The sequence below is a fragment of the Micromonospora sp. NPDC003816 genome, assembly GCF_042874705.1.
Classification (GTDB): Bacteria; Actinomycetota; Actinomycetes; order Mycobacteriales; family Micromonosporaceae; genus Micromonospora.
The window spans coordinates 330,341-355,856 of the sequence record NZ_JBIANP010000002.1 but is presented as its reverse complement, the minus strand read 5'-3'; the positions used below and the strand labels follow the sequence as shown (position 1 = coordinate 355,856).

32 protein-coding genes and 1 tRNA gene are annotated in these 25,516 nt (G+C 72.9%); 20 read left to right on the top strand and 13 right to left on the bottom strand.

Translation table 11 applies throughout. The features are described from left to right. Window positions 1-70: 70 nt before the first annotated feature. Complete coding sequence (locus ACFYTT_RS07910; protein ID WP_176092484.1) at window positions 71-475, top strand: thiol-disulfide oxidoreductase DCC family protein; 405 nt, start codon at window positions 71-73, stop codon at window positions 473-475. On the opposite strand, the gene ACFYTT_RS07905 is transcribed toward ACFYTT_RS07910, so the two are convergent. From ACFYTT_RS07905 to trxA, 3 genes are all read right to left on the bottom strand, one after another. Next, window positions 454-1,341, bottom strand: a complete 888-nt coding sequence (locus tag ACFYTT_RS07905; protein ID WP_176092485.1) for an HTTM domain-containing protein — start codon at window positions 1,339-1,341, stop codon at window positions 454-456. The genes ACFYTT_RS07910 and ACFYTT_RS07905 overlap by 22 nt on opposite strands. After that, complete coding sequence (locus ACFYTT_RS07900; protein ID WP_131052626.1) at window positions 1,338-1,778, bottom strand: hypothetical protein; 441 nt, start codon at window positions 1,776-1,778, stop codon at window positions 1,338-1,340. The genes ACFYTT_RS07905 and ACFYTT_RS07900 overlap by 4 nt, the downstream gene beginning before the upstream one ends. A 148-nt stretch (window positions 1,779-1,926) precedes the next feature. Next, window positions 1,927-2,289: a thioredoxin gene (gene trxA / locus ACFYTT_RS07895; RefSeq protein WP_131052627.1), complete on the bottom strand. Its 363-nt coding sequence runs from the start codon at window positions 2,287-2,289 to the stop codon at window positions 1,927-1,929. A 541-nt stretch (window positions 2,290-2,830) separates the two neighbouring features. On the opposite strand from trxA, the gene ACFYTT_RS07890 reads away from it, so the two are divergent. From ACFYTT_RS07890 to ACFYTT_RS07845, 10 genes are all read left to right on the top strand, one after another. After that, on the top strand, window positions 2,831-3,307 hold the full coding sequence (locus ACFYTT_RS07890) for a hypothetical protein (protein ID WP_176092487.1): 477 nt from the start codon (window positions 2,831-2,833) through the stop codon (window positions 3,305-3,307). Window positions 3,308-3,377: 70 nt separating this feature from the next. Continuing rightward, window positions 3,378-4,001 (top strand): RNA methyltransferase, encoded by a 624-nt coding sequence (locus ACFYTT_RS07885; RefSeq protein ID WP_357211577.1) that lies wholly within the window; start codon window positions 3,378-3,380, stop codon window positions 3,999-4,001. Between the two features lie 67 nt (window positions 4,002-4,068). Beyond that, window positions 4,069-4,767, top strand: a complete 699-nt coding sequence (locus tag ACFYTT_RS07880; RefSeq protein WP_387258079.1) for a DUF6758 family protein — start codon at window positions 4,069-4,071, stop codon at window positions 4,765-4,767. Window positions 4,768-4,882: 115 nt separating this feature from the next. Further along, window positions 4,883-5,041 carry a hypothetical protein gene (locus tag ACFYTT_RS07875; protein ID WP_007455302.1) on the top strand — a complete coding sequence of 53 codons (159 nt, stop codon included), beginning with the start codon at window positions 4,883-4,885 and terminating at the stop codon, window positions 5,039-5,041. A 6-nt stretch (window positions 5,042-5,047) separates the two neighbouring features. Further along, entirely contained in the window at window positions 5,048-5,923 is an 876-nt protein-coding gene (locus ACFYTT_RS07870) for a PH domain-containing protein (protein WP_131052630.1), read from the top strand. A 102-nt stretch (window positions 5,924-6,025) separates the two neighbouring features. Beyond that, the gene (locus tag ACFYTT_RS07865) at window positions 6,026-6,808 is read left to right on the top strand and encodes a SigE family RNA polymerase sigma factor (RefSeq protein WP_131052631.1); all 783 of its coding nucleotides are present in this window, start codon (window positions 6,026-6,028) and stop codon (window positions 6,806-6,808) included. Then, a complete protein-coding gene (locus tag ACFYTT_RS07860) occupies window positions 6,805-8,082 on the top strand; it encodes a hypothetical protein (protein ID WP_387258078.1) in 1,278 nt (425 codons plus the stop codon). The genes ACFYTT_RS07865 and ACFYTT_RS07860 overlap by 4 nt, the downstream gene beginning before the upstream one ends. A 24-nt stretch (window positions 8,083-8,106) precedes the next feature. After that, window positions 8,107-8,967, top strand: a complete 861-nt coding sequence (locus ACFYTT_RS07855; protein ID WP_131052633.1) for a PHP domain-containing protein — start codon at window positions 8,107-8,109, stop codon at window positions 8,965-8,967. A gap of 40 nt (window positions 8,968-9,007) precedes the next feature. Further along, window positions 9,008-9,622 carry a MarC family protein gene (locus ACFYTT_RS07850; protein ID WP_131052634.1) on the top strand — a complete coding sequence of 205 codons (615 nt, stop codon included), beginning with the start codon at window positions 9,008-9,010 and terminating at the stop codon, window positions 9,620-9,622. Between the two features lie 169 nt (window positions 9,623-9,791). Further along, a complete protein-coding gene (locus ACFYTT_RS07845) occupies window positions 9,792-10,634 on the top strand; it encodes a RecB family exonuclease (protein WP_387258651.1) in 843 nt (280 codons plus the stop codon). 100 nt (window positions 10,635-10,734) lie between these two features. On the opposite strand, the gene ACFYTT_RS07840 is transcribed toward ACFYTT_RS07845, so the two are convergent. Further along, window positions 10,735-11,592, bottom strand: coding sequence for an oxygenase MpaB family protein (locus ACFYTT_RS07840; RefSeq protein WP_387258077.1), 858 nt, complete (start codon window positions 11,590-11,592; stop codon window positions 10,735-10,737). Between the two features lie 31 nt (window positions 11,593-11,623). Next, window positions 11,624-12,052: a Fur family transcriptional regulator gene (locus ACFYTT_RS07835; protein WP_176092492.1), complete on the bottom strand. Its 429-nt coding sequence runs from the start codon at window positions 12,050-12,052 to the stop codon at window positions 11,624-11,626. Between the two features lie 197 nt (window positions 12,053-12,249). Between ACFYTT_RS07835 and ACFYTT_RS07830 the strand changes: the two genes are divergently transcribed. Continuing rightward, window positions 12,250-12,735: a DUF2231 domain-containing protein gene (locus tag ACFYTT_RS07830; RefSeq protein ID WP_131052638.1), complete on the top strand. Its 486-nt coding sequence runs from the start codon at window positions 12,250-12,252 to the stop codon at window positions 12,733-12,735. A gap of 13 nt (window positions 12,736-12,748) precedes the next feature. Here ACFYTT_RS07830 and ACFYTT_RS07825 read toward each other — a convergent pair whose 3' ends face one another. Further along, window positions 12,749-13,255 (bottom strand): hypothetical protein, encoded by a 507-nt coding sequence (locus ACFYTT_RS07825; protein WP_131052639.1) that lies wholly within the window; start codon window positions 13,253-13,255, stop codon window positions 12,749-12,751. A 137-nt stretch (window positions 13,256-13,392) separates the two neighbouring features. Here ACFYTT_RS07825 and ACFYTT_RS07820 point away from each other — a divergent pair, with 137 nt between their 5' ends. Then, a complete protein-coding gene (locus ACFYTT_RS07820) occupies window positions 13,393-13,569 on the top strand; it encodes a hypothetical protein (protein WP_162854344.1) in 177 nt (58 codons plus the stop codon). A 92-nt stretch (window positions 13,570-13,661) separates the two neighbouring features. On the opposite strand, the gene ACFYTT_RS07815 is transcribed toward ACFYTT_RS07820, so the two are convergent. Continuing rightward, window positions 13,662-14,021, bottom strand: a complete 360-nt coding sequence (locus ACFYTT_RS07815; protein ID WP_131052640.1) for an FmdB family zinc ribbon protein — start codon at window positions 14,019-14,021, stop codon at window positions 13,662-13,664. Window positions 14,022-14,082: 61 nt separating this feature from the next. Next, window positions 14,083-14,712: a 5-formyltetrahydrofolate cyclo-ligase gene (locus ACFYTT_RS07810; RefSeq protein ID WP_236145678.1), complete on the bottom strand. Its 630-nt coding sequence runs from the start codon at window positions 14,710-14,712 to the stop codon at window positions 14,083-14,085. 118 nt (window positions 14,713-14,830) lie between these two features. On the opposite strand from ACFYTT_RS07810, the gene ACFYTT_RS07805 reads away from it, so the two are divergent. The 6 genes from ACFYTT_RS07805 to ACFYTT_RS07780 all read left to right on the top strand — a co-directional run bounded on the left by ACFYTT_RS07805 (window position 14,831) and on the right by ACFYTT_RS07780 (window position 21,462). Beyond that, window positions 14,831-17,080, top strand: a complete 2,250-nt coding sequence (locus ACFYTT_RS07805) for a diguanylate cyclase (protein ID WP_387258076.1) — start codon at window positions 14,831-14,833, stop codon at window positions 17,078-17,080. A gap of 9 nt (window positions 17,081-17,089) precedes the next feature. Continuing rightward, the gene (locus tag ACFYTT_RS07800; protein WP_131052642.1) at window positions 17,090-18,043 is read left to right on the top strand and encodes a UTP--glucose-1-phosphate uridylyltransferase; all 954 of its coding nucleotides are present in this window, start codon (window positions 17,090-17,092) and stop codon (window positions 18,041-18,043) included. After that, complete coding sequence (glp, locus tag ACFYTT_RS07795; RefSeq protein WP_131052643.1) at window positions 18,040-19,353, top strand: gephyrin-like molybdotransferase Glp; 1,314 nt, start codon at window positions 18,040-18,042, stop codon at window positions 19,351-19,353. Before ACFYTT_RS07800 ends, glp begins: the two co-directional genes overlap by 4 nt. 30 nt (window positions 19,354-19,383) lie before the next feature. After that, window positions 19,384-20,025 (top strand): GNAT family N-acetyltransferase, encoded by a 642-nt coding sequence (locus ACFYTT_RS07790; protein ID WP_131052644.1) that lies wholly within the window; start codon window positions 19,384-19,386, stop codon window positions 20,023-20,025. A gap of 179 nt (window positions 20,026-20,204) precedes the next feature. Further along, window positions 20,205-21,113 (top strand): hypothetical protein, encoded by a 909-nt coding sequence (locus tag ACFYTT_RS07785; RefSeq protein WP_176092497.1) that lies wholly within the window; start codon window positions 20,205-20,207, stop codon window positions 21,111-21,113. Between the two features lie 272 nt (window positions 21,114-21,385). Next, window positions 21,386-21,462, top strand: a tRNA-Ala gene (locus ACFYTT_RS07780). 398 nt (window positions 21,463-21,860) lie between these two features. Here ACFYTT_RS07780 and ACFYTT_RS07775 read toward each other — a convergent pair. Genes ACFYTT_RS07775 through ACFYTT_RS07765 form a run of 3 tightly spaced genes read right to left on the bottom strand, consistent with a single transcriptional unit; the run spans window position 21,861 to window position 23,358 of the window. Next, window positions 21,861-22,268, bottom strand: a complete 408-nt coding sequence (locus tag ACFYTT_RS07775; RefSeq protein ID WP_131056297.1) for an arsenate reductase ArsC — start codon at window positions 22,266-22,268, stop codon at window positions 21,861-21,863. Continuing rightward, window positions 22,265-22,993, bottom strand: coding sequence for an aquaporin (locus ACFYTT_RS07770; protein ID WP_387258075.1), 729 nt, complete (start codon window positions 22,991-22,993; stop codon window positions 22,265-22,267). The genes ACFYTT_RS07775 and ACFYTT_RS07770 overlap by 4 nt, the downstream gene beginning before the upstream one ends. Further along, a complete protein-coding gene (locus tag ACFYTT_RS07765) occupies window positions 22,990-23,358 on the bottom strand; it encodes a metalloregulator ArsR/SmtB family transcription factor (protein WP_131056301.1) in 369 nt (122 codons plus the stop codon). Before ACFYTT_RS07765 ends, ACFYTT_RS07770 begins: the two co-directional genes overlap by 4 nt. A 110-nt stretch (window positions 23,359-23,468) precedes the next feature. Between ACFYTT_RS07765 and ACFYTT_RS07760 the strand changes: the two genes are divergently transcribed. Beyond that, window positions 23,469-23,918, top strand: coding sequence for an ArsI/CadI family heavy metal resistance metalloenzyme (locus tag ACFYTT_RS07760; protein ID WP_176092499.1), 450 nt, complete (start codon window positions 23,469-23,471; stop codon window positions 23,916-23,918). Between the two features lie 257 nt (window positions 23,919-24,175). Here the strand turns inward: ACFYTT_RS07760 and ACFYTT_RS07755 are convergent, their stop codons facing one another. Together ACFYTT_RS07755 and ACFYTT_RS07750 are read right to left on the bottom strand one after the other, a co-directional pair. Then, a complete protein-coding gene (locus tag ACFYTT_RS07755; protein ID WP_387258074.1) occupies window positions 24,176-24,874 on the bottom strand; it encodes a B3/4 domain-containing protein in 699 nt (232 codons plus the stop codon). A gap of 10 nt (window positions 24,875-24,884) precedes the next feature. Next, entirely contained in the window at window positions 24,885-25,496 is a 612-nt protein-coding gene (locus ACFYTT_RS07750) for a LysE family translocator (protein ID WP_131056307.1), read from the bottom strand. Window positions 25,497-25,516 lie beyond the last annotated feature (20 nt).

Here is a 25,516-nt window from a genome sequence, read left to right as displayed (position 1 = left end):
CGACACCGCTGCAAGTGGCACGCCGGACACCGTGGTGTGCACGGGCCGGTGGCGGGGGAGGATGGCAGGTATGGAGAGGTCGACCTTCGTCTACGACGGGGACTGCGCGTTCTGCACCCGCTGCGCCGAGTTCATCGAGCGCCGGATTCCGACCGGCGCCACGGTGCTGCCCTGGCAGTTCGCCGACCTCGACCGGCTCGGGTTGACCGAGGCCGAGTGCGAGGAGGCGGTGCAGTGGGTCGGCGTCGACGGGCACCGGGCCGCCGGTCCGGACGCCATCGCCGCGCTGCTGGCCGGCAGCGGCCGACTCTGGCGGATCGCCGGGGCCGGGCTGCGGTTCCCGCCGGTACGTGCCGTCGCCTGGCCGGCGTACCGCTGGGTGGCCCGCAACCGGCACCGGATGCCGGGCGGTACGGCCGCCTGTTCGCTGCCGCAGGAGACGCGCGACCGCCTCTACGGTCCGTCGGCGGGCTGAGCGCCGATCCCCACGTCCGGTGTGGCGCGGTCGCCCGAGGTCCGACGGGTCAGCAGTCGTCGGGCCAGGACCACCGGACGGACCTTCTCCAGCGGCAGGAAGCTGGTCATGGCGACCAGGTGCGGTGCGAACGAGATGGTGATGGTCGCGATGGTGACCAGGTGGAACGAGTAGAAGAAGCCGACTGTGGCGTGCCGCCACCGGGCCGGGATCACGAAGATCGCCGGGCTGAGCAGCTCGAAGGCGAGGATGCCGAACTGGGCGACGAGCAGCAGGTGGGGCACCTGGGCGAGCAGGTCGGCGAGGTCGGTGCCCCGGCGGATGATCGCCTTGGCCAGCACCGAGCCGGTCGCCCAGTCCAGGCCGCCGAAGCGGAACTTGGCCAGGGCGGCGAGGAAGTAGGTGCAGATCACGGCGATCTGGGTGACCCGCAGGGCCCAGCCGCCGGCCTCGGTGGGCGTGGCGTCCCCGTGTCGGGCGCGGCCTGCGGTCGGTAGCACCGCGAGCGCGACGAGCAGGGCGAACCGGTCGTGGTCCACCTTCCCGTAGCTCATCGCGACGATCATCCACTGGAAGTAGAGGGCGAAGACCGTCCACCCGAGTAGCCGGGGCGCCCGTCCGCTGGCGGCGGCCAGGGCGAGCAGCAGCAGGGCCCAGAAGACGACGCCGACCAGCGCGGGCTCGGGTGTGGGCAGCGGCAGCAGGCGGCCGACGAACAGTGGTTGGTACATGTCGCCGGGCACGTCCACCTTGGCGCGTACCCACGGAGTGAAGACGACCAGGTCGGCGGCGACGAAGAGGTAGATCAGGGTGCGGAAGGCGGCGACCCGGCCGCGGGGCACCGCCTCGGTCAGCCAGCGGATCACGGGTTCACCTGCCAGCGCACGACCGTCTCGTCGGACCACAGTCCGGTGGGCCGGCGGTCGGTGATGTCGTGCCAGCGGATCACGATCCGGACCTCGGTCAGCCGGGGCGCGTCGGGCTGACGCCGCGCGTACGCCTCGGCGACCTCGCGCAGTCGGCTCGGGTCGGCGACGAACTGGGCCTGCTGGCCCTCGATCTCGGCGCGGCGGATGCCGGTCGCCCGTTCGCCGAGGTCGACCACGCTGCCGGTCTGGTCCACGCCCTCCACCCGGGTGTCCGGGGCGTCGGCGTCGGCCGGGTCCGAGGTGGAGTACATCCGGAAGGGCCCGAACGGGAAGTGGTCGTCGTCGCCCCAGGCCGTCCCGGCGAGCAGGAGGGTCAGGCCGAGTGCGGTGGCCGCCACCCGGATCGCGCGGCCGTGGTTCGTCAACGCGTCCATCGGATGCCGAAGATACGGCACGGAAGCCCTGGTACGGCTCCCGTCGACCGGCCTGTGTCGCAAGTGTGACGGGCCGGGCCGGTGGTGGCGGGCACACGCACCGACGGCCGGGCCCCCGGTTGTCGGGCCCGGCCGTCGGTGGGGGAGGTCAGTGGTTGTGCTCGGCGAGCTTCTTGCGGACGTCGTCCATGTCGAGCGCCTGGACCTGCTCGATGAGGTTCTCCAGGGCCGACTCGGGCAGTGCGCCGGGCTGTGAGAAGACGATCACGCCGTCGCGGATGGCCATGATGGTCGGGATCGAACGGATGTCGAACTTGGCGGCGAGGCCCTGCTGCGCCTCGGTGTCCACCTTGCCGAAGGTGATCTCGGTGTGCTTGTCCGAGGAGCGCTCGTAGACCGGGGCGAACCGCTTGCACGGACCGCACCATTCGGCCCAGAAGTCGACCAGCACGATGCCGTCGCTCTCGGTCACCTGGTCGAAGTTAGCCGTGGTCAGCTCGACGGTTGCCATGTCTATCTCTCCGATCACGCGGAACGTCTACCCCTGGTGGAACCCGACCGTACCCCGACGCATTCCCGCCGGGGTGCCACCAAAACCCGGTCCAGGTCGCCTTGGGAGCCTTTGTCCACATCGATCGTCATCGGTCTTGTGGTGCGTCCGCAGATCGCAAATGCACGTCGCAATTGCGTGACCGGTTGTGATGGGAGCGGTTCCAAGGAGATCAGGCCCAGTAACTGCTACGACACGGTAACTTTGGCGTTGACGAGGACCGATTCGACCTGCGGAGATCGCTTCTGGGCGGATGTTTGGTCACGTTGGGTAATGTAACGAAAAGATAAATGTGACCTCGGTCTCTGTGCAGTCGAAGGGTCGTACGGCAGAATCTTGAAGCATCAGAGCGTGGGCGGCGGGTGCCGGGGAGGGCCCCGCCGCTCATTGCGTCCGGCCCCGGTTGTGACCGCTGAGTCCGACCGGTGTGGCCACCGCAGAACGGCCCTTCTTTCCGCCTCCGGCCCGACCCGGCACATATGCTCGAGCCGGAGGTCCCGCCATGAGCGAGCGCAGTGCGCAGGTCACGATCGTCGCGGGCTATTCCGCCACCGAGTGGGAACTGCTCACCGGGCTGCCCGGCCGCGTGATCGTGGTCGCCGCCCGGCCCGGCCCGGGACGCGCGTACTCGTCGGTGGCCGCCGGTCTCGCCGGACTGGACGCGGTCGCGGCCGGCCGGGTCTTCGACAGCGATCTCATCCGGGCGGTGGTGGCCACCGTCTACGCGCGCCACGACGGTGCGTCGGAGTCCGGCGCGGAGCCTGACGATCCGGCGGACCTGCTCGCGGCGTGCCGGACGGCGGTGCGGGTGCTGGAGCGGCGGGCCGACCCGGCCGACTCGGCGGCGTACCGGCAGTGGGTCCAGTCGGTGGGTGCCCGGGTGTGCCGTACCGCGTCGGCGGTGGTGCCGGGCGCGGAGCTGGCTCCGGCCGACCGTCGTTTCCTCGACCGGCTCGGTGGCGCACTCGCCCTGCGCTGAACCCCGCTCCTCGGCCGGGCGCCAGGGGCGCGCCGAAACTGGCGCGGCGGCGCGCGTACCCTGCGTGGTCGTGACCGGTGAGCAGCTCGACGTCGGCGTGGGCCCGTGGCCCGGCCACCCGCCGGACGACCCCCGCTACGACCCGGAACTGCTTGCCGAGGGCGACCGGCGCAACGTGGTCGACCGGTACCGGTACTGGCGTCGCGAGGCGGTGGTCGCCGATCTGGACGAGCGGCGACACGACTTCCACGTGGCGATCGAGAACTGGCAGCACGACTTCAACATCGGCACGGTGGTCCGCAACGCGAACGCCTTCCTCGCCGCCGAGGTGCACATCGTCGGCCGCCGCCGGTGGAACCGGCGCGGGGCGATGGTGACCGACCGCTACCAGCACGTACGGCACCACGAGACGATCGAGCAGTTCGCCGACTGGGCGGCCGGGCAGGACCTGTCGCTGGTCGGGATCGACAACCTGCCGGGCTCGCGTCCGATGGAGACCACCACGCTGCCCCGGCGTTGCGTGCTGCTGTTCGGTCAGGAGGGTCCCGGCCTCTCCGACGCCGCGCGGGCCGCCTGCGACCAGCTCTTCTCCATCGCCCAGTACGGCTCGACCCGGTCGATCAACGCGGGCGTGGCCAGCGGGATCGCCATGCACGCCTGGATCCGCGCGCACGCCGGTCCGCCGCCGGGCTGAACTGCCGCCACGCCGGGGTAAAGGCGCCGCTCCGCTTGACGGCTCGCCCGGACGGGGCGACGGTGGAGTGGTGACTGTTGCGGTGAGTTGTCCCAGATGTGGGGGGTCCGTGCGGGCGCCGGACCTGATGCACGCCGAGTCGCGCTGCCCGGACTGCGGGCCGGTGGCGCCGCTGCACGTACCCGAGAACATCGGTGCGGAGATCGTGGCCAGCGTGGTGGAGCGGATCCAGTCGGCGGCACAACCGGCGCAACCGCCGGTCCCGCTGTGGTGCCCGTGGCCGCTGCCTCCCGGCTGGACCACCACCGGCGTGGCGTGGGCCGGCGACGACCGGATCGGGGTACGTGCCACCGCCGTCGCCTGTGCCGGCCCGGCGCCGCTCGGCGGTGGACCGGCCGATCTGGTCTTCGTGGCCGAGGAGCCGGGCGTCGGGCTGGGCGCGCGGTACGCGGGAGTCCCCGGCCCGGACGCCGGTCCGGAGTTGGCCGAGGCGTTGACCGAGCCCGGTCCCGGGCATCCCGGTCATGTCGGGCGCGCGGGGATTCGGGTGGCCGGTCATCCCACTCCACTGTGGCTCGTGAGTTCCCTGACAGATCGAAGCGCGTACGCCGGCGAAGCTCGGGGAATGTGGCTGTATGCGATAGCCTGGCCGGCGAGTGCGGGGCATCTGCTCGCCGAGGACGTGCTCCTGCACGATCTGGTCGAGTGGACGCCGCCCGAACTCGTGTACGGCGCACCATCTCCGTACCTGCACGGGAAGGCCTGACGGCCCCCCGGAATGTCGGAGAACGGACGCAGATATTCACGGTACGACACCACGCTGATACTCTGGGTGCCGCTGAGGTAATCGGAACCCGGCGCCGTGCGAGAGGATGGCCCCCATGGTCAAGAAGGTCCTCACCTGGGCCGGTATCGCTTTCTTGATCTTCTTCGTAGCCTACCGGCCAAATTCTGCCGCAGACGTGTTCAAGTCTCTGGGCGGCGGGATCATGGACATCGCCCAGGGCTTCGGCGACTTCTTCACCAGCCTGGTCGCCTAGCCTCCGATGGGAAGCCCCTCCGGCCCACCCTTCGACCCCGACGACCCGGACCGGGCGCGCCGGGAACGCGACACCGAGCCGATACCCCGGATCGATCCTGACGACGGTCCGGGCTTCGGGTCCGGTGCGCGGCTCTCCGACGGGCCCGCCTTCTCCGACGACGCCGGCTACGGCGACGGCCCGGCCTACTCCGGGGAGACGCGCTCCGAGCGGGCCTGGGTACGCGATCCCGAGGGCGGCTACCAGCCCCCGCAGATCTCCGAGGAGGAACTGGCGGGGCTGCGCTCCGACGCCAGCGGCATGACACCCCGACGGGTGCTGCCGCTGGAGGACGAACCCAGCTCGCTGGTCGCCCGCTATCTCTTCCCGACCGAGCGTTACCGGGGCGAGTGGAAGCGGCACTGGATCCATCTCGTCACCCCGATCCTGATCGGGATCGCCGCCACCTTCGTGCTCGGCTACCTCTCCGGCTTCCTGGCCGGGCAGAACGTCGGCGCGCTCACCACGATCGCCGTACTCCTCTGGTTCGGTGTGATGGGCTGGGTGGCCTGGAAGGTCGCCGACTGGTGGTACGACAGGTTCATCCTGACCAACAAACGGGTGATGGTCGTCAACGGCATCATCACCCGGCGGGTCGCGATGATGCCGCTGGTCCGGGTCACCGACATGAAGTACGAGCAGACGCCGGCCGGGCGGGCGCTCAACTACGGCACCTTCGTGCTGGAGTCGGCCGGTCAGGAGCAGGCGCTGCGCGAGGTCAAGAACCTGCCCAACCCCAACGAGCTCTACCTGCGTGTGGTCGAGGAGATGTACGAGCCGCAGGCAGTCGAGGCGCGGTTGGGCAAGGAGCAGGACGAGGCCAAGGCCGACGACGGCGCCTGAAACTTTCCGACCGAACATCGGAGCCACTGCGCACCTTTCGCCCTCGACCCGCTACCCCGGGCCGTGGCAGGCTGCCGAGCAGGATCAGTTCGGGGGTGGCGTGTGGGCGGTAGCAATCCGTTGGAGGACGAGTTCCGCGACTTCGTCACGGCCCGTTCCGCCGCGCTGCTGCGCACCGCGTACCTGCTCACCGGTGACTGGGGCACCGCCGAGGACCTGCTCCAGACCGCGCTGACCAAGACGTACCTGGCCTGGAAGCGCCTCGGTGGTATCGAGGCCATCGAGCCGTACGCCCGGCGCGTCATGGTCAACACGTCGACGAGTTGGTGGCGGCGTCGCTGGCACGGCGAGCGACCGACCGAGGTGCTGCCGGAGCGCGCCGCCGCCGACGCGATCGAGCAGCAACTCGACCGTGACGTGCTCTGGCGGCACCTGCGCGCACTGCCCGCCCGGCAGCGCGCGGTGCTGGTGCTGCGCTACTACGAGGACATGTCCGAGGCGCAGACCGCCGCCCTGCTGGAGATCTCGCCGGGCACCGTCAAGAGCCAGTCCTCCCGCGCCCTGGCCACCCTGCGACGGCGACTCGGCGCGGAGGAGGCGATCACCCTCCCCGGCGCACCGACGCCCCCGGCCTCATCAGCGGCCACACCCACGCCGGCGGCCCGCCGGGCCGGTCGCCCGACCACCCGGTCCACGCCCACCACCAGGGCCACGCCCACCGCCAGGCTCCGCCCGGCCGCCGGGTCCGACGTACCACCTCCGGCCGACGCGCCGCCTTCTACCGGCCGAGGAGACCCGCAGGTTCCGGCCCTACGACCCGGGTCACCGCCCGAGGCGGCGGCGCCGCGGCAGCCGGACGACGCCCTGGTCGGAGAGCACCGGTGAACACCGTTTCCGGAGGTCGTGACAACCAGAGCGGGGCGCCGGAACGTCTCGTCAACATGTCGCAGGACGAGTTGGAGCGCGCCGTCCGGGAGACGTTCTCCCGGCAGGTGGCGACCCCGCGCGCCCCGCACGACCCGGCGGGTGCCGTGCTCCGCCGGGCCCACCGCATCCAACGTCGCCGCACGGTGGCCGGAATGAGCCTGGCCGCGTCCGCGATCGTGCTGGTCAGCGTCAGTGCGATGCACCTACGCGACGACCACCCGCCGCCCGGCGGCACGGTCGTGATCGCGGATCCGTACCCGGCACCGGACACGTACCGCACCGTCCTCCCGGCGCCCGGCCCGCGCACCGAGACTCCGCTGGCCGAGGTCGATCTGCTGGTGAACCGGACGATCGCCACCGCGCAGGGCCGCCGGGTGACCCTGATCGGGATCGGTGCGGTGGAGCGCGCACACCGTCTCACCGACGGGCGGGGCTGGCTGGCGGTCGGCGAACCGTCGCTGGCCGGGCGATCGCTCTGGGCGGTGGCGGCCGACGGGACCGCCCGGGTGCTGCTGGCGGGCGCCGACGAGATCGTCCTCGACCGGGACGGCCGGCAGGTCGCCTGGAAGCAGGACCGGGTGCTGGCCGCCGCCCGCATCGTGGACGGCGAACTGGCCGGCACCGTACGCGCCGACGCGCCGACCACGGCCGTACCGCTGCGGTTCGTCGACGGCGCGGTGCTGGTGCGACTCGACCCCGACCTTCCCGGGCACGTGCTCTGGCCGCTGCGGCCGGGCCCACTCGACGAGGGCACGGACCGGACCAGCCAGCGGATCTTCGGCGCACTGCCGGACGGACGCCTGGTCGGCGAGGTGTCCGCCGAGACGCCCGAGGACGCCTGCCTGACCCTGCTCGATCCGGTGGCCCTTCGCCCACCCGAGCCGCCGGCCTGCGGCCCCACGATCGAGGGAGCCGGCCTCGGTGCGGTCTCCCCGGACGGGCGGTGGCTGCTGGTCAACGGGCGCGTCGGCGAGCAGGACCGGGCGCTGCTGGTCGACCTGACCCGACTCGATTCGACCCGACTCGATCCGACCGTCCCGGTCCGGCCGGCCGGACCGGCGATGACCGGAGCGGTGTCCTGGAACCTGCCGGACGTGGCGCACTACGCCGACGCGACCGGTGCCCTGGTCCGGGTGGACGCCGAGCGGGTCCGCGCCGGTCGGTCCGCCGTCCGGGTCACCGTCCCCGGTCTGCGCGACGACGAGCCGCTGGTGGTGGTGACCGGTGGCTGACCGCCGGCCCGGTAGCGTCGGGCGATGACCCACCGGATCGACCTGCACACGCACTCCACGGCCAGCGACGGCACGCTCGCTCCCGCCGAGCTGGTCCGGGCCGCTGCCGAGGCCGGGCTGGACGTGGTGGCGATCACCGACCACGACACCACCGCCGGCTGGGCGCCGGCCCTGCGGGCGCTGCCGCCCGGACTGCGCCTGATCCGCGGTGCGGAGCTGTCCTGCCGGTGGTACGGCGAGCAGCCACCGATGTCGCTGCATCTGCTGGCGTACCTGTTCGACCCGGACCATCCGGAGCTGGTCGCCGAGCTGACCCGGATGCGGGCCGCCCGGCTGGCCCGTGGCGAACGGACCGTGGAACTGCTGCGTGCCGACGGTGTCGACGTGCGATGGCCGGAGATCCTCGCCACGGCGGGCGGTGGGACCGTCGGGCGACCACACATCGCCCAGGCGCTGATCCGGGCCGGGCTGGTCGCCACCACCAGTGCGGCGTTCGGACCGGAGTGGCTGGGCGAGCGGTACCGCCTGCCGAAGGAGGACATCGACGTCTTCCACGCGGTCCGGCTGGTCCGGGCGGCCGGCGGGGTGCCGGTCTTCGCCCACCCCCGCGCCAGTCGACGTGGCCCGGTCGTGCCGGACACGCTGATCGCCGAACTGGCGGCGATCGGCCTGGCCGGTCTGGAGGCCGACCACGAGGACCACTCGCCCGCCGAGCGGGCCCACGTCCGTGGACTCGCCGCCGACCTGGGCCTGCTGGTGACCGGGTCGTCGGACTTCCACGGCACGCACAAGACCGTCCGGCTCGGCGCCTTCACCACCGCGCCCGAGGCGTACGAGCGTCTCGTCGCCGCCGCGTCCGGGGTGACCGAGGTCGCTTCGGGCTGACCTCGCGTTCCGCCCCGCCGACCGCCGCTACGGTGACCGGGTGGATCTCAAGCTCTTCGGCGAGGTCTTCGTGACCCTGCTGGTGATCGTCGACCCGCCCGGCATGATGCCGATCTTCCTGGCGTTGACCGGTCCGCTGTCGGCCCGCGAGCGCAACCGGGCTGCCTGGCAGGCGGTCGCGCTGGCGCTCGGCGTGATCGTGGTCTTCGCGGTCGCCGGCCAGACCCTGCTCGCCTACCTGCACGTCGACCTGCCGGCGTTGCAGGCGGCCGGTGGGCTGCTGCTGATCCTGGTGGCGTTGGAGCTGCTCACCGGCAAGACCGACGACCCGACCAAGCAGGCCACCTCCAACATCGCCCTGGTGCCCCTGGGTACGCCGCTGCTGGCCGGTCCCGGCGCGATCGTGGCGACCATGCTCTTCGTCCAGCGGGCGGACCGGACGGCCGACTACACCGCCATCGCCGCCGCGATCGTCGCGGTGATGCTCGCGGTCTGGGTGGTGCTGCGCTTCTCCGGCGGGATCGTCAAGGTGCTACGCCCGGGCGGCATCGAGGTGCTCACCCGGATCGCCGGCCTGCTGCTGGCCGCGATCGCCGTGCAGCTCATCGCGGACGCGATCGCCGCGTTCGTGGCCCAGTACAGCGGCGCCGGTTGAGATCGGCCGACCCTGTCGCCGGTCGCGCTGAGCGCCGCCGCTGCGACTGTCGGAGGTGGATGGCAGGATCGGTAACGTGCGACGAGCCTCCCCCGCAGGACGACCCGCCGCCGGTGGCCGTGCCCCCCGGCCCCGCGACGCGCAGCCCGAGCAGCTCGGATTCGAGGGCATGCCGGAGCGGCTGTTCGTCTGCACCCCGAGCAAACTCGGTGCGTACGCGGACTGTCCCCGGCGCTACCGCTACTCCTACGTCGACCGTCCCGCCCCGCCCAAGGGGCCGCCGTGGGCGCACAACTCCCTCGGCGCCAGCGTGCACACCGCCCTGAAGAACTGGTATGCGCTGCCCGTCGACCGGCGCCGCCCGGAGGTGCTGCCCACCCTGCTCAAGGGCACCTGGGTGCGGGACGGCTACCGCGACGACGCGCAGGAACGGGACGTCTACCGGCGGGCACTGGGTTGGCTGGAGACGTACGTCGGCGGGCTCGACCCGGCTGACGAGCCGCTCGGCGTGGAGCGGGTGGTGGCCACCAAGACCGGGGTGCTGGCGTTCAACGGGCGCACCGACCGGATCGACTCCCGACCCGGCCCGGACGGCCCCGAGCTGGTCATCGTCGACTACAAGACCGGCCGCACCGGGCTGGACGCCGACGACGCCCGGGGCTCGCAGGCGTTGGCGCTCTACGCGTACGCGGCCGAGCGGGTGTTCCGTCGCCCGTGCCGTCGGGTCGAACTGCACCACCTGCCCAGTGGCACGGTCGCCGCGCACAAGCACACCGTCGACTCGCTGGCCCGGCAGGTGACCCGGGCCGAGCAGACCGCCCAGGACATCATGGCCGCCGAGCGGTCGGTCACCGACGGCGGCGACCCGGACACCGCCTTCCCGACCACGCCCGGCCCGCGCTGCTCCTGGTGCGACTTCCGGCGTACCTGCCCGGCCGGTGCCGAGCAGCCGGGCAAGGAGCCCTGGGCGGCCGTCGACCGTCCCACCGCGCCGCCGGCCGAGCCGGGCTGAGCCTGACTGAGCCGCGCTGAGCCGGAGCCGCGCCGGGCTGAGCCGCGCCGAGCCGTCCCGCCAGGATCTCGCCGAGCGAGCCAGGGGAGCAGCCGTCCGGTCAGCCGGACAGGGCTGCCACCCGGGCCGCCCGTTCCTCGGCGGCGCGCCGCATCGGTCCTTCCCGCCAGTCGCGTGGCAGGGCGGTGAGGGCGAGCCGGAGCGCGCGTACCGTCACGTCCGCCGACAGGGCGGTGGTCGGCAGGCCCAGCCCGCCGTACAGTCGCCGGGCCCAGCCGGGCAGCAGCGCCAGCGCGGTGCCGGCCACGCCGAAGTACGCCCACCTCAGCGGCCCGAGGTTGAGCCCGAACCGGGCGGGCAGGCTGAGTTTCCACGGCAGCGGCGGCGCGGTCAGGAACAGGGCCGTCTCGGCGGCCTCCTTGGTCATGCGCAACTCCGGGCGAACCCGGCGGTAGTACTCGGCCACCTCGGCGGCGGTGCCCGGCACCGTCTCCGGATCCAGCCCGACCAGTGCGGCGGACCGGCGCTGCTCGGTGTAGTAGCCGTCCACCTCGGCGTCGTCCAGTGGTACGCCGGCCCGGCGCGCGGTGTCGAGGAACGACTCCACCTCGGTGACGTGCACCCAGCGCAGCAGGTCCGGCTCGTCGACCCGGAACCGCTCCCCGGTGGCCGGGTCGACGGCCGTCATCCGGGCGTGCAGCCGACGCAGCCGTAGCCCGGCCTCCTCCGCCTCGGCCGTGGTGCCGTAGACGGTGGTGCCGACGTAGGTGGCGGTGCGGATCAGCCGGCCCCAGGCGTCCCGGCGGTAGTTGCTGTTCTGGGCGACCCCGGCCATCGCCCGGGGGTGCAGTGCCTGGAGGTAGAGCGAGCGCAGCCCGGCGAGGAGCAGGATCGGCTCCGCGTGCAGTTTCCAGGTGACCGAGTCGGGACCGAACAGGCCGGTGTCAGTGGAATCCACCCACCAAGGGTGCCACGGCCTGCCGAAACGTTCAGGAGTCGGCGGAGCGGCGGGCCTGGCAACCGGGACAGAGCCCCCAGAAGGTGACTTCGGCCTCGTCGACGTGGAAGCCGACCGCGACCCGCGGATCCAGGCAGGGGGCCTCGCCGACGGCGCAGTCCACGTCGGCGATCTCGCCGCAGCCACGGCACACCATGTGGTGGTGGTTGTCACCGACCCGGGCCTCGTAACGGGCGGGACTGCCGGCCGGTGCGATCCGGCGGGACAGCCCGGCGCGGGAGAGCGCCCCCAGCACGTCGTAGACCGCCTGTGTGGAGACCGAGTCGATCCGCTCGCGTACCCGTCGGGTGATCTCGTCGACGTCAAGGTGACCGCCGTCCGCCAAGACGTCGAGTACGGCGAGGCGTGGCCGGGTGACCCGCAGGCCGTGCGACCGCAGCAGATCCTCACCCCTGGACATGTGTCAATGACAGCACGCTCGCACCGACCGGACAACAGACCGGCGGGTTCGGTGGCTCGGGCCACAGCCAGCCCTTCCGGGTGACGTGTCGGTGAACCCTGGGCGCCGATGGGCCGTGTCAAGCAGAAGCGCACTGGGCGGGGCCCACCCCGGCCCGTACGCTGACAGGTCACGATCACCTACCGCCGGAGGTGCGGATGTTCGAGAAGGCGCTGGGCCTGCCCATGCACGTGCTCGTCGTGCATGCGGTCGTGGTCTTCGTACCACTGCTGGTGTTGCTCGCCGCCGCGTACATCGCGCTGCCGAGATTCCGTTCCCGCCTGGACTGGGCGGTGGCGGTCCTCGCGATCGCCGCGCCGATCACGGCGTTCGTCGGCAAGCAGTCCGGCGAGGCCCTGCAGGAACGGCAGATCGCCAGAGGCTTCTCCGGCGAGATCATCGACCAGATGAACGCGCACGCCGCCTACGGTGACGTGCTGTTCCTGATCACGCTGGGTCTCGCCGTGGTGACGATCCTGCTGCTGGTCGCGACCAGCAGCCACCCCCGGGCGCCGAAGCTGCCGACCTGGTCGACGCCGGTGCTGTCGGTGCTGGTGATCGGGGCGGGTGTGGCCGCGCTCGTCTACGTCTGGCTCACCGGTCACTCGGGTTCCGAGATGGTCTGGGGCAACACCTTCGACTGACGGCCCGCCTCGTTCAGAGGAACGCCCGCGAGCAGAGCAGGCAGACCACCACCACGAGGACGGCGCCCGCGATCCCGCCGATCACCCAGGTCACCCGCTGCGCCCGCTGCTCCTGCGTGTCCAGCGCCGTCATGTCCTGTGCCGGTAGCCGCCGTGGCGGTGCCGCCTGGAGATGCACCGGCGGACGCCATCCGGGCGGCGGCGCGGTGGTGGGCGGTGGCCCGCCGTACCCGGCCGGTCGGTGACCACCCGGGGAGCCGGCGCCCGGACCGGTCGCGACGTCGTCGGCGGGGGCCGTCGGCGGACGCCAGGGATCGTCGGACGCGGGTCGGCGTGGCACGGGGGCGCCCGGTGCGGGCAACCCGCCGGCACCGGGTGGGGACTCCGGCCGGGGGTCGGGCGGGGACTCCGGCCGGGCACGGGTGGCGGACTCCGCACCGGTGTCGGGCGTGGGCCCGTCCCCGGTGACGGGCCGGCGCCAGGGATCGTCGGAGGCCGGGCCGGGGTGGGGCGTCGTCACGCCGTCCGACGCTACCAACGACCGGTGTGCCACGCCGTCGGCCGCGCCGTGACCCCGTACGCCGTGCTCGGTCAGCCCGCACAGTCCGTGGTCGGCGGTTCGGGAGCGGTCCGGTGGTTGCGTTAGCCTTGGCGCTCGTGACGAGTGGGAATCCCGGTGGGCGGCGCGACGACGATCGCGCGGTCGACCTGAGCGACGACGACTTCGTGGTGCTGCCGGAACAGAGCGCCGACGACACCGATCGCGGGTGGGGCGAGCGGACCGGCGGCAACGACGACCGGCTGCTCGCCGAACGCCCGCCGCACTGGGACTGAAACGCCCTGCCGAGCCGGGACCGCGCCGGGCCGTCGCCCGGCGACCGTCGCGATCGACGAGGCGGGGCGACGCGTACCCGGTCGGGGCCCGGTCAGGGGGTGCTGGCCGCCGCCGGAGCCTTGCTCGTGCCGCCGCCGGAGGAGTTGCCCGACGAGCCGGTGCTGCCACCCGACGTGCTGCTCGACGAGGAGGTCGAGCCGGTCGAGGAGGACGACGACTCGGACGTACCCGACTTGCTCGGGCTCGACGTGGTGTCGGTGCTCGCCGAGCCGTTCGAGCGGGAGTCGGTGCGGTAGAAACCGGAGCCCTTGAAGACGATGCCGACGGAGTTGAAGACCTTCCGCAGCCGCCCCTCGCACGCCGGGCAGTCGGTCAGCGGCTCGTCGGAGAAGGACTGCACCGCCTCGAGCTGGTGACCGCACGTGGTGCAGGCGTACTGGTACGTGGGCACGTTCTCCTCCGGGTCTGACACGGCCGGTTGGCACTCGACGTATTCGAGTGCCAATGGTGCGTCATCGGGGGCCGGTTCGTCCAGCGGAAGTGTGTGGCGCGACACCCGAGAGCGGGAGCAGGCCGCCGCTCGGGGTGAGCGCCGCGCGTACCGGACGGTCGTGGGGCTCGGCCGGGACCTCGTCGAGCAGCTCGCCGTCGTACAGCGGCGTCACCGTGAGGGCGGTCGCCGGCACCCGGGCCAGCGCCCGGTCGTACGAGCCGCCACCCCGACCCAGGCGTACGCCCCGGCGGTCGACGGCCAGGGCGGGCACCACGACCACTTCGGCCGTGGCGATCGCGTCGAGACCCAGCCGAGGGGTGTCCGGCTCGCGGATGCCCCGACCGGCGGCGACCATCGCGTCGGCTCCCGCCCAGCGGGCCCAGTCCAGGTCCAGGTCGTCGCGGAGCACCGGCAGCAGCAGCTCGGCGCCGGGCGGCAACGCGTCGGCGAGCACCGCCGGCAGGTCCGGGCCGCCCGGCTCACCGCCCGCCGGCGCGTACGCGGCCACCCGGGTCGGCCGTAGTCGGCGTACCAGGTCGACGAGTGCGGCCTGGACGGCTCCGGCGGCGCTCTCCCGCTCGGCGGCGGTGTACGCCCGACGGCGGGCCAGCAGCGTCACCCGTGCCGCCCGCTTCGCGTCATGCGTCACTTCCGCTCCTTCCGCAAATTCAGGCACGCAACACCCCTCACGCAACGCCTTTCCCGCCGTTGCTCTGTGTCAGCATCGCAGGCGACGGTCGCGCAACTTCCGGGGGGAAGGTGAGGCGTTGACGCTACGGGGGCGGTTGACCGCGTCGTTCCTGGCCGTGGCGTTCGGCCCGGTCCTGCTCGGTGCCGTCTTCGTCGCCTCCACCGTGGCGACCATGGACCGCAGCCGCGCCACCGAGCGGCTCGCGGTGGCCGCCACCGCCGTGCGCACCTCGATCGACGCGCTCTGCCAGCAACTCCGTGCCGCCGCGGACGCGGTCGCCCTCACCGCCGACCGGCCGGGTGCCGCCAGCCAGGTGGTCAGCCGGGGCCTGGCCTCGGCGGTGCTGGTCACCGACGTGACCGGCCGGGTCAGCTTCGCCACCCCGGACGCCCCACCGGCGCCCTGGCGGGACTGCGGCCCAGCGGAGCCGCCCGTGATCGGTCTCGGCGCGGTCTCCGCCGGGCCGGTCGGTGCGCTCGCCGTCCGGGTGGAACTGCGCGACCCGACCGGAACGGCGCTCGGCACCGTCTCCGCCGCCCAGCCGGTCGACCCCCGGTTCGTGGCGCGTCTCGCGGCGGTGACCGGCGTCGCGGTGACCCTGCTCGACGGCGGCGGCGTGCCGCACGTCGCGCACACCACGGAGTCGGCGAACGGCCGGGACGAGGTGGTCGCCGCCGCCGCGTCGCTGCGCGGTGAGCGGGTGACCGGCACGCCGGACGGCCGGTACCTGCGCCGGGCCGGCCCGACCACCGGCCAGCCGCTGCACCTGGTGCTCTCGGTGCCCAGCGACCAGCCACCCGGGCTGCACGCCGTGCTGGTCGGCGTGGTGCTGCTCGCCGCCCTGCTGGGGGTGGCCGCCGCCTGGCGACTGGCGCGGGTGACCACCCGCCCGCTGGTGGAACTGGCCGGTGCGGTGGACCGGGTGGCAGCCGGTGACCTGACCGCCCGGGTGCCGGTACGCAGTGACGACGAGGTCGGCCGCCTCGCCGCCGCGTTCAACCGGATGGCCCAGGAGACCGGTGGCTATCTGGCGGCGTTGGCCAGCAGCCGCGACCAGCTACGCGGGCACCTCGCGGTGCTGGGCGACACCCTGGCCAGTACGCACGACCTGCAACGGATCCTGCGGGTGATCCTGCGCAGCGCGCTCGCCGCGACCGGCGCCCGGGCCGGTGCGGTGCTGCTCACCGAGCCCGGCGGCGTGCTGGTCGCCCAGTGCTCCGAGGGGCTCGACGGGTACTGGCCCGGCACCGGGTCGGTGCCGGTGGGCAGCGGTCTGCTGGGCGAGGTCGCGGCGACCGGCCGACCCTGCCGGGGACGGGTGGGCCCGGCCGACACCGACGGCGAACCGCCCTGCCGGACGTACGTCGCGGTGCCGTTCACCACGCCCGAGGCGACCGTGCGCGCCGAACCCGGCCCGGGGTGCGACGCCGCGACCGCCGGAACCCGGCCGGACGCGCCGGAGACAGTGCTCGGCGTGCTCGCCCTCTACGACCGACCGGGCGGAGCCGAGTTCGACGACGACGACCTGGCGACGCTGCGCACCTTCGCCGGGCACGCGGCGGTGGCGGTGGAGAACGTCCGCGTCCACGAGGAGGCGCAGCGGCTCTCGCTCACCGACCCGCTGACCGGGCTGTGGAACTACCGCTACCTGCGCGAGTCGGTGCGTCGCGAGGTGGAACGGGCCAGCCGGTTCGGTCGGACGGTCAGCGTCCTCGTGCTGGACCTGGACCGGTTCAAGCGGATCAACGACACGTACGGGCACCCGGCCGGGGACACCGTGCTGGCCGAGTTCGCCCGACGCGTACGGGGCGAGATCCGCGAGGTGGACCTCGCCTTCCGGCAGGGCGGGGAGGAGTTCGTGGTGCTGCTGCCGGAGACCGACGCCCGGGGCGCGACCATCGTCGCCGAGCGGCTCGCCACGGCCGTCCGGGACAGCCCGGTCTCCGTGGCGGGGCACGCCGGGGTGCCGGACCACGTCCCGGTGACGGTATCGATCGGGATCGCCGTCTTTCCGGACCACGCCGACACCGGACCGCAGGTGCTCCAGGCGGCCGACGAGGCGCTGTACGCCGCGAAGTCGGGTGGCCGGGACACCTGGCGGCTGGCTCCCGCCCGCGAGGCGTCCGCCACCCGGGAGCTACCGGTGCTGGTGGCGACCCGTAGCCCGCGGGACGGTCTGCCCCGGGCCGGACCCGAGGGCGATCCGGGCGAACCGACCACCGGCGACGAACCGGCCGGGGCCGGTTCCGCCGGGACCGGCAGAACTGCCCCGGCGGGCGGCGCGTCTTCCGGTCCTCACCCGCCGCGTCACGGCCCCGGCCGATAGTCTCGCGACATGTCGGAGCACTCAGCGAACCCCTCAGCGACCGCCGCCACCGGTCGTCCCCGTGCCGTCAAGGCCGTCATCCCGGCCGCCGGCCTGGCCACCCGGTTCCTGCCGGCGACCAAGGCGGTACCCAAGGAGCTGCTACCGGTCGTCGACCGCCCCGTGTTGCAGTACATCGTCGAGGAGGCCGCCCAGGCAGGTATCGGCGACGTGCTCCTGATCACCGGGCGCGGCAAGACATCGATGGTCGATCACTTCGATCGCCGCCCCGACCTGGAGGAGCGGCTCGCGGAGAAGCCCGAGCTGCTGGCCGCCGTCAAGCGCACCGAGGAACTGGCCGCCATCTACACCTGCCGGCAGCCCGAGCAGCTCGGCCTCGGCCACGCCGTCGGGTACGCCGAGTCGCACGTCGGCGACGAGCCCTTCGCGGTGATGCTCGGCGACGAGTTCGTCAACCTCTCCGAGCCGCTGCTGCCGGCCATGTTGGAGCTGCAGTCCCGTACCGGTGGCGTGGTGCTCGCCTTCTTCGAGGTCGACCCGGCGGAGACCACGCGCTACGGCATCGCCTCGGTCGAGCCCGCCGAGTCCGAGCTGACCGACATCGGCGAGGTCGTCCGGGTCACCGGCATGGTGGAGAAGCCCAAGCCGGAGGACGCCCCGAGCAACCTGGCCGTGCTCGGCAGGTACGTCCTGCCGGGCAGGATCTTCGACGCGATCCGGCGTACCGAGCCCGGCAGCGGCGGCGAGATCCAACTCACCGACGCCATGGAGCTGCTGCGGACCGAGGGCACTCCCGTGCACGCGATCGTCTACCGCGGCACCCGCTACGACACCGGTATGCCGCTGGGCTACCTGCAGACCGTCGTCCAGATCGCCGCCGAACGCGAGGACCTGGGCAGCGAGTTCCGCAAGTGGCTGACCGAGTTCGTCAACTCCGACGCGTCGGGCGGTCCGAATACATGACCGCGACGGCCGACGCCGAGGCGGCCGAAAACGGGTTGACGCCGCTCGCCGACTACCTGGGCAGTGTGCTGCGCAGGTTACGTGCGCTGCCTCCGCTCGACCTCGACCTCACCCAGGCGCACGGCAACGTCCTCGCCGAGGACGTCGTCGCTCCGCACTCGTTCCCGGCCTTCGACCAGGCGGCCGTGGACGGGTACGCCGCGCGCTGGGAGGACATCGCCGGCGGGACCCGGGGCGTGGGATACGTCCCGGCCCAGTCCGGCCGTCCGGGTGGTCGCACGATACGCCTCAACGTGGTCGGTGACCTCGGCGCGGCCAGTTGGCGGCCGGTCCGGCTCACCCCCGGCTCGTGCTTCTCGGTGGCCGCCGGAGCGCCACTCCCGGTCGCCGCCGACGTGGTCGTCCCGGTCGAGTGGACCGACCAGGGCATGGCCGCGGTGGAGATCTTCCGCGCCCCGAAGCGGGGCTACGGCGTACGCCGGGCCGGTGAGGAGGTGGCCGCCGGCACGATGCTCGCCCGCGCCGGCACGTACGTCTCACCGGCGCTGGTCGCGGTCCTCGCCGCCACCGGCATCGGGCACGTGGTGGTCCGCCCCAGCCCCCGGGTGGTGATCGTGGCCACCGGCGACGAACTGGTGGACGTCGGCCGGGGCAGCCAGCCCGGCCAGGTGGTGGACGCCAACTCGCACGCGTTGACCGCGGCGGCGGCGGAGGCGGGTGCCCTGGCGTACCGGGTGGGCATCTGCGACGACGACCCGGAGGGGCTGCGCGGCCTGCTGGAGGACCAGACCCTGCGGGCCGACCTGATCATCACCACCGGCGGCACCGGCACCGGCCCCGGCGACATGGTCCGCCGCATCCTGTCCCGGCGGGAGGGCAGCCGCGCCGGACCGGTCACCTTCACCGACGTGGCGCTCTATCCGGGCACCGCGCTCGGCTTCGGCACCGTCGGCGCCGAGGAGGTGCCGGTGGTGTGTCTGCCCGGCGACCCCGGTGCGGCGATGATCGGTTTCGAGGTGCTGGCCCGTCCCGCGATCAACCTGCTGGCCGGCGCCGAACCGGTGTTCCGCCCCAGCGTGCGGGCGCACCTGCTGGAGACGGTCTCCTCGCCGGTGGGTCTGCGCGAGTTCCGGCCCGCGCACGTCGCCGAGCGACGGGGTGGGGGTTACACTGTCCAACCGCTCAACGGCGGTCCGTTCACCCTCTCCGGTCTGGCGGAGGCGAACGGACTTCTCGTTCTCGGTGAGCGGGTCACCGCCGCCGCTGCCGGCTCCACCGTGGACGTGCTGCTGCTCGACCGTCGACGGTGAATCCGGGTGACGCTCGGGAGTGGAGGAGTGGTGCGGTTCCGACGGGCTCCCGGCTGGCCGGTGGTGCTCTCCGACGGTCCGGTGCTGCTGCGACCGTACCGACGCTCCGACGCGGCGGCCTGGTCCGAGGTGCGCTGCGCCAACCGGGAGTGGCTGGCCCCGTGGGAGTCCACGCCGGCCGGTGGCTGGACCGAACTGAACTCGCCGGCCACCTTCCGCTGGGTGTACCGCGACCAGCGGCGGTCGGCGCGTACCGGCGAGGGCATGCCGTTCGCGGTCTGCCTCTATGCCGACGGCCTGGAACGTCTGGTCGGGCACATCAACATCGGCAGCATCGTGCGTCGGGCGTTCTGCTCCGGCTACGTCGGGTACTGGGTGGACCGTCGGGTCGCCGGTCAGGGCGTGATCCCGACCGCGATGGCGCTCGCCGTCGACCACGCCTTCGGCCCGGGTGGACTGCACCGGGTGGAGGTCAACATCCGGCCGGAGAACGGGCCGTCGCGTCGCGTGGTGGAGAAGCTCGGCTTCCGCGAGGAGGCGTACCACGCGCGCTACATGCACATCGACGGTGCGTGGCGGGACCACATCGGGTACGCGATGACGAGCGAGGAGATCGCCGCCGAGGGCGGGCTGCTGGCCCGTTGGCACCGGCTGCGCGCCCGTACGCCGTGAGCCGTCCCACGTGCGGAATCGGCGCGGCGCGGTGGTTCCGGCCAGCCTGACCCGTAACCTCAGGTAACTGCAAGCTGCGGCAGGCGCTGCCCGCTCCGCATGATTCACGTCGCCGACGCCGATCGGTGAAAGATCCTGCGGCCGGTCGGCGGTTGCTCCGAATCTTGGTGACGGGAGGGGTGAGGGTGCCGACCTCGGTGCTCCTCGCCGTCCTCGCCGCCGCCGGTCTGCTCGCTCTCGCTCCGGCGCTGGTTCGCCGGTACGACGCCGCCGAGCGGTTGGTGGCGGAGCGGGCGCAGTCGACGGCGCGGGTGCTCCAGCGCCGCCGACGACGCCGCACTGTCCCCGGCCGCCGACCGGTCAACCCGTCGCGCGCCCTCGTCGTCACCCTCAGCGAGAACCCCAGCTCGGGCCAGCTCGCCGCCCCGGTCTCCGGCCCACCCGCACCTCGCACCGGTGACTCCCCGCGCGGCTCCGCATCGGCCCGTTCCGGCAGTGCGGCTGCGGGCGATCCGGCGTCGACCGGTTCCGGCGCCGCCGACAGCGCTCCCGCGTCGCGTCGGTCCGGCCGTCCGAGTCGGCTGCGCTCCGTCACACCGGCCGGAAGCCGTCCACGCCGCCGCGCCGACCGCCGACGCCCGCACACCCCCGCCGTCTACCGCCGCCGTCGGGTCCTCGCCGCCCTGGTGCTGCTCAACGCCGTCGAACTGGTCGGCGTTCTGGTGGTCGGCCCCGGCTTCTGGATCAGCTTCGCGGTCACCGGCACCCTGCTCATCGTGTACGTCGTCCACCTGCGCGCCCGCGCCCTCGCCGACCGCCGTCGACGGCGTGCCCGGGCCCGCGAGGCCGCCTGGCTGGCCGCCCGGCAGGCCGAGGTGCGCCGCGAACAGGCACGCCGCGCCGCCGCTCGCCGGGAGGCACAGCGTCGCCTGGCCGCCCAGCGGGAGTCCGTCCGGCGTTCCGCCATGGGCCTGGATCGCCCCGCCGACCTGCCGCAGGTCGCCAGCGGCGGCTCGGTCTCCTACCGCCGCGCCGGTGGCCTGCGCGGTCGTCCCTACGAGGCCGGCCGCGGCTCGCACAGCGCCTGACCTCCTGTCCGAGGGCTCGCCACCCCGTGCAGGGTGGAGGCTGGTCGCCAGGCAGCAGTTTCACGGTTGTTGCTGCCTCGGCGGTGGGTGAAGGCGGCAATATCGGGGATTCTGCTGCCTCGTGGGGGCCGAGGAGCCAGGTGTCCGGGGTGTGGCGATCTTGGGGCGTCGAGCGGGCGGGGCGGTTCGCGGCGAAGGCGGTCGACCTGTTAGCCTTGTCGCCGGCCCGCCTGGTGAAAGCCGGGTGGGACCGAAGCCGGTAAAACGGCGGAGGGGCTGTGGCGCAGACTGGTAGCGCACCTCGTTCGCATCGAGGGGGTCAGGGGTTCAAATCCCCTCAGCTCCACCAGCAACACCAATGGCCAGCGGAAACGCTGGCCATTGATCATTTGGCACAGATTCGGCACAACTCAGCCCGGAAGCGCCGACCCCGAGCGGTTCCCCGCACCCTTCCGAAGCGCCGTGCTGACCATGTTGCGGCGCCCTGCGGCCCGCCGCCGTACCACGCCGGACGCGCGTGCGGCCGGGCGGCCGGTCACGCCCCGGCACGCACGGCGCAGCCATGGAGCAGGAACGGAGACAGCCGGGGCGTCAGCCGCAGGCTCGTGGCCCCGGACGAGTCCTCAGGGGCCACGGACGGGTCACCCAAGAGCCGCTGTGGCGGTGTCCGCGGGTGCCGGTCGATGACCCGAAAGCCGAGTCCGATCCCGGGCACCCTCAGGGAGACCGGGAGGTGCGGGTGGGGTGTCAGTTCTCCGGCTGGATGCTGGCGAGCAGTTCGGTGACGTGGGTCTTGATGTCGTCGCGGACGTGGCGGACGACGTCGAGGGGTTGGCCGGCGGGGTCGGTGAGTTTCCAGTCTTCGTAGCGTTTGCCGGGGAAGACGGGGCAGGCATCGCCGCAGCCCATGGTGACGATGACGTCGCTGGTTTCGGCGGTGTCCCAGGTGAGTCGGGTCGGGGTCTGGTCGGTGATGTCGATGCCGACTTCCCGCATTGCTTCGACGGCGGTGGGATTGATCTGGTCGGTGGGCGCGCTGCCGGCGGAGCGGACCTCGACGGTGTCCCCGGCGAGGTGGCGGAGCCAGGCGGCGGCCATCTGGGAGCGGCCGGCGTTGTGGACGCAGACGAACAGGACGCTGGGCTTGTCGGTCATCGAGCTGCGCTTTCTCGGGTGGGGTGGGGCACGACCACCGCGTCGGCGGCGTGGGGGTACCAGGCGGCGAGGGCGGCGACGGCCACCAGGCCGCCGACGAGCTGGGCGGCGACGAAGCCGGGCACGGAGGCGGGGGCGATGCCCGCGAAGGTGTCGGTGAAGGCCCGGCCGATGGTGACCGCAGGGTTGGCGAAGGAGGTCGAGGAGGTGAACCAGTAGGCCGATCCGATGTAGGCGCCGACGGCGGCCGGGGCCACGGTGGTGCGGCCGGAACGGGCGAGGGCGAAGACCAGGAGGACCAACCCGGCGGTGGCGACCACCTCGGCCAGCCACAGATTTCCGCCGGTGCGGTCGGTGTGGGACCAGGTGACCGGCGGGAGCCCGAACATGAGGGCGGCCAGAACCGCCCCGGCGACGGCCCCGGTGACCTGCGCGCAGACGTAGGCGGCCAGGCCCCGGAGAGTCAGACCGGTCCCGGACCGGCGGCCGAGCCACCAGTCGACGGCCGAGACGACCGGATTGAAGTGCGCGCCCGACACGGGGCCGAACATCAGGATCAACGCGCCCAGAGCGAGGGCGGTGGCGACCGCGTTCTCCAGGAGCTGGAGGCCCACATCCGTCGGGGAGAGCCGGGTGGCGGCGATCCCGGAGCCGACGACGGCGGTGACCAGCAGGGCCGTGCCGGTGAACTCTGCGCTTGCCCGCCGGGTCAGCGCGAGGCTCACCCGGTGACCCGGGGGGCCGTGGGGATGTCCAGCAGTGCGCCGAGCTGGCGGAAGGCTTCCGGGCGGACCCGGTACCAGACCCAGGTGCCCCGCCGCTCGGAGTCCACCAGGCCAGCGTCCCGCAGCACCCGCAGATGGTGGGAGATGGTGGGTCCGGACAGGTCGAACGCCGGGGTCAGGTCACAGACGCAGATCTCCGGCACCGAGGCGATCATCGACATCAGCCGGAGTCGGACCGGGTCGCCCAGGGCCTTGAACATCGGGGCGACCACCGCCGCCTGGTCGTCGTCCATCGGACGGGCCGCGATCGGGGCGCAGCAGGCCACCGCGTTCAGGTCGACCACCGGCACGGCTTGTTTCGACATGCGTCTAGGTTGACAGATTTCAAAACAAGAGGCAACGTGGGGGCTGATTCGAAAATCATCTAGGCAGGACGGGTCGCGGTGATCGTTGCCCTGCCGAGAGGAGACAGCCCATGTCCCGCGTTCAACTTGCCCTGCGCGTGTCCGACCTCGAAGGCTCCGTGGCCTTCTACGCGAAGCTGTTCGGTGTCGAACCGGCCAAGCGCCGCCCCGGCTACGCCAACTTCGCCGTCCAGAACCCGCCGTTGAAGCTCGTGCTCCTGGCGGGCGAGCCCGGCCAGCCGACCGTGCTGGACCACCTGGGCGTCGAGGTCTCCACCACCGAAGAGGTCAACGCCGCCACCCGGCGCCTCACCGAATCCGGCCTGATCACCCTGGAGGAGAACAGCACCGAATGCTGCTACGCCCTCCAGGACAAGGTCTGGGTGCGTGGCCCCGGCGACGAACCCTGGGAGGTCTACACCGTCAAGGCCGACTCCGACCACCTGGAGAAGACCACCGCGAGCGCCTGCGACACCCCCGCCACCGACAAGCAGCCCGCCACCACCGGCACCTGCTGCTGACCGCACCCGACCACAGCGGCAGACGTCCCGCCCGCAACGCCCGGACTCTCGCGAGACAGTACGAGCCGGGTGGCGGGCGGGACGGTGGCAAACACGGTGACCGGATGGTCGGCGGTCGGCGGGGTGGCAGCGGTGGGTGATATCGGATGGTCTTGTGATCCTCCGGCAGATGGTCTCCGCCGGAGCGCTGCTGCCACACCTGGTCGGCCACTGTGGGCGAGACCGCCTGATCAGGCCGACCACGCCCGCCCGCTGCGTCACGTCACGCACCGGAAATCCGGGGCGGTCGAGGTCAGCAGGGCCGTCCTCGCGGGCACTTTCCACGCCCGGTCCAGTTCGGCGGCGAGTGTGCCCAGCAGACGCGGTACGTCCGTGGCGGCCGAGTCGTGCATCGCCTCGACGACGACCAGCACGGTGGAGGTCTCCTCGCGCACCGCCGACCAGCCGCTCTGTCTGTTGGTCCAGCGTCGGGCGTGGGCCCGTCCGTGCGGGTCGGCGAAGATCACCTCACCGGGGTCGGGCCGCTCCTCGGCCCCGCCCAAGGTCAGGTAGCGCTCGTCGCCCCGGGCGTGCCGAACCTCGATGCCACCGCCGACGCGATCGACGTCGAGGATTCCGACCGGGATCGCGTACGCGGCCGAGACGGCGTTGCCGAGGTCGACGAGCGGGTGCACCCGGGGCAGGTCACCGGTGGTACGCAGCCGCCGCAGCAGGGACTCCGACGCACAGCGGTACCTGGTCGGCGCCAGCCCCATCCGGGCGAATGCCCGACGCCACGCCTGGATCTCCGCAAGACCCGCTTCGCTGCCGGCGGCGAGCCGCTGCCGGGCCTGCGCCAGCAGGTCGGCCAGCGGCAGTTCGGCTCGCGGCTCACCGGCGACGCCCTCGGCGTACAGCACGCCGGCGACCAGTGGCGGATGCTCGGCCCGGACCTCGGGAGAGTGCTGGAAGTACACCCTCGACTCCTCACGCCTCGGCGCGGGCCAGCAGCAGGCCCAGCGCCAGGAACGACCCGGCGAAGCACCGGCGCAACCAGTCGGCCACCCGGGGGCGGTCGAGCACGCGTCGGCGTACGGCGGCGGCTCCCAGGCCATACCCGACGAAGACCACCAGCGTGGTGGCGGTGAACACCGCGCCGAGCCCGAGCATCCGGCCGAGGGCTCCCGGCGTCTCCGGGTGGACGAACTGCGGCAGGAACGCCACAAAGAAGATCGTCAACTTCGGATTGAGCAGGTTCATCAGCACCGCCGAGACGATGACCTTGCCCGCCGGACGGGTGGGGGAGGTGTCGTCCACGGTGATCGCACCCCGGTCCCGCAGCGTGGCGAAGGCGAGCCAGAGCAGGTAGCCCACGCCCAGGTACTTGACCAGGTCGAAGGCGAGCGCGCTGGAGTGCAGCAGCGCGGCGAGCCCGGTCACGGCCGCCACCAGGTGCGGGACGGTGCCCAGGGTGCCGCCCAGCGCGGCGACCAGGGCGGCCCGGCGCCCACCGGTCAACCCGGCGGAGAGTGTGAACAGCACCCCGGCGCCCGGGGTGACGACCACGACGAGCGTGGTCAACAGGAACGCGATGGTCACGAGGTTGCTCCCTGGTCCGG

What these genes read in the sequence shown, in the direction of transcription:
- ACFYTT_RS07855 (WP_131052633.1), top strand. Translation starts at nt 8,107, where the DNA reads ATGACCCACCGGATCGACCTGCACACGCACTCCACGGCCAGCGACGGC.
- trxA (WP_131052627.1), bottom strand. Translation starts at nt 2,289, where the DNA reads ATGGCAACCGTCGAGCTGACCACGGCTAACTTCGACCAGGTGACCGAG.
- ACFYTT_RS07845 (WP_387258651.1), top strand. Translation starts at nt 9,792, where the DNA reads ATGCCGGAGCGGCTGTTCGTCTGCACCCCGAGCAAACTCGGTGCGTAC.
- ACFYTT_RS07760 (WP_176092499.1), top strand. Translation starts at nt 23,469, where the DNA reads ATGTCCCGCGTTCAACTTGCCCTGCGCGTGTCCGACCTCGAAGGCTCC.
- ACFYTT_RS07900 (WP_131052626.1), bottom strand. Translation starts at nt 1,778, where the DNA reads ATGGACGCGTTGACGAACCACGGCCGCGCGATCCGGGTGGCGGCCACC.
- ACFYTT_RS07910 (WP_176092484.1), top strand. Translation starts at nt 71, where the DNA reads ATGGAGAGGTCGACCTTCGTCTACGACGGGGACTGCGCGTTCTGCACC.
- glp (WP_131052643.1), top strand. Translation starts at nt 18,040, where the DNA reads ATGACCGCGACGGCCGACGCCGAGGCGGCCGAAAACGGGTTGACGCCG.
- ACFYTT_RS07800 (WP_131052642.1), top strand. Translation starts at nt 17,090, where the DNA reads ATGTCGGAGCACTCAGCGAACCCCTCAGCGACCGCCGCCACCGGTCGT.
- ACFYTT_RS07870 (WP_131052630.1), top strand. Translation starts at nt 5,048, where the DNA reads ATGGGAAGCCCCTCCGGCCCACCCTTCGACCCCGACGACCCGGACCGG.
- ACFYTT_RS07775 (WP_131056297.1), bottom strand. Translation starts at nt 22,268, where the DNA reads ATGACCGACAAGCCCAGCGTCCTGTTCGTCTGCGTCCACAACGCCGGC.
- ACFYTT_RS07835 (WP_176092492.1), bottom strand. Translation starts at nt 12,052, where the DNA reads ATGTCCAGGGGTGAGGATCTGCTGCGGTCGCACGGCCTGCGGGTCACC.
- ACFYTT_RS07830 (WP_131052638.1), top strand. Translation starts at nt 12,250, where the DNA reads ATGTTCGAGAAGGCGCTGGGCCTGCCCATGCACGTGCTCGTCGTGCAT.
- ACFYTT_RS07765 (WP_131056301.1), bottom strand. Translation starts at nt 23,358, where the DNA reads ATGTCGAAACAAGCCGTGCCGGTGGTCGACCTGAACGCGGTGGCCTGC.
- ACFYTT_RS07875 (WP_007455302.1), top strand. Translation starts at nt 4,883, where the DNA reads ATGGTCAAGAAGGTCCTCACCTGGGCCGGTATCGCTTTCTTGATCTTC.
- ACFYTT_RS07890 (WP_176092487.1), top strand. Translation starts at nt 2,831, where the DNA reads ATGAGCGAGCGCAGTGCGCAGGTCACGATCGTCGCGGGCTATTCCGCC.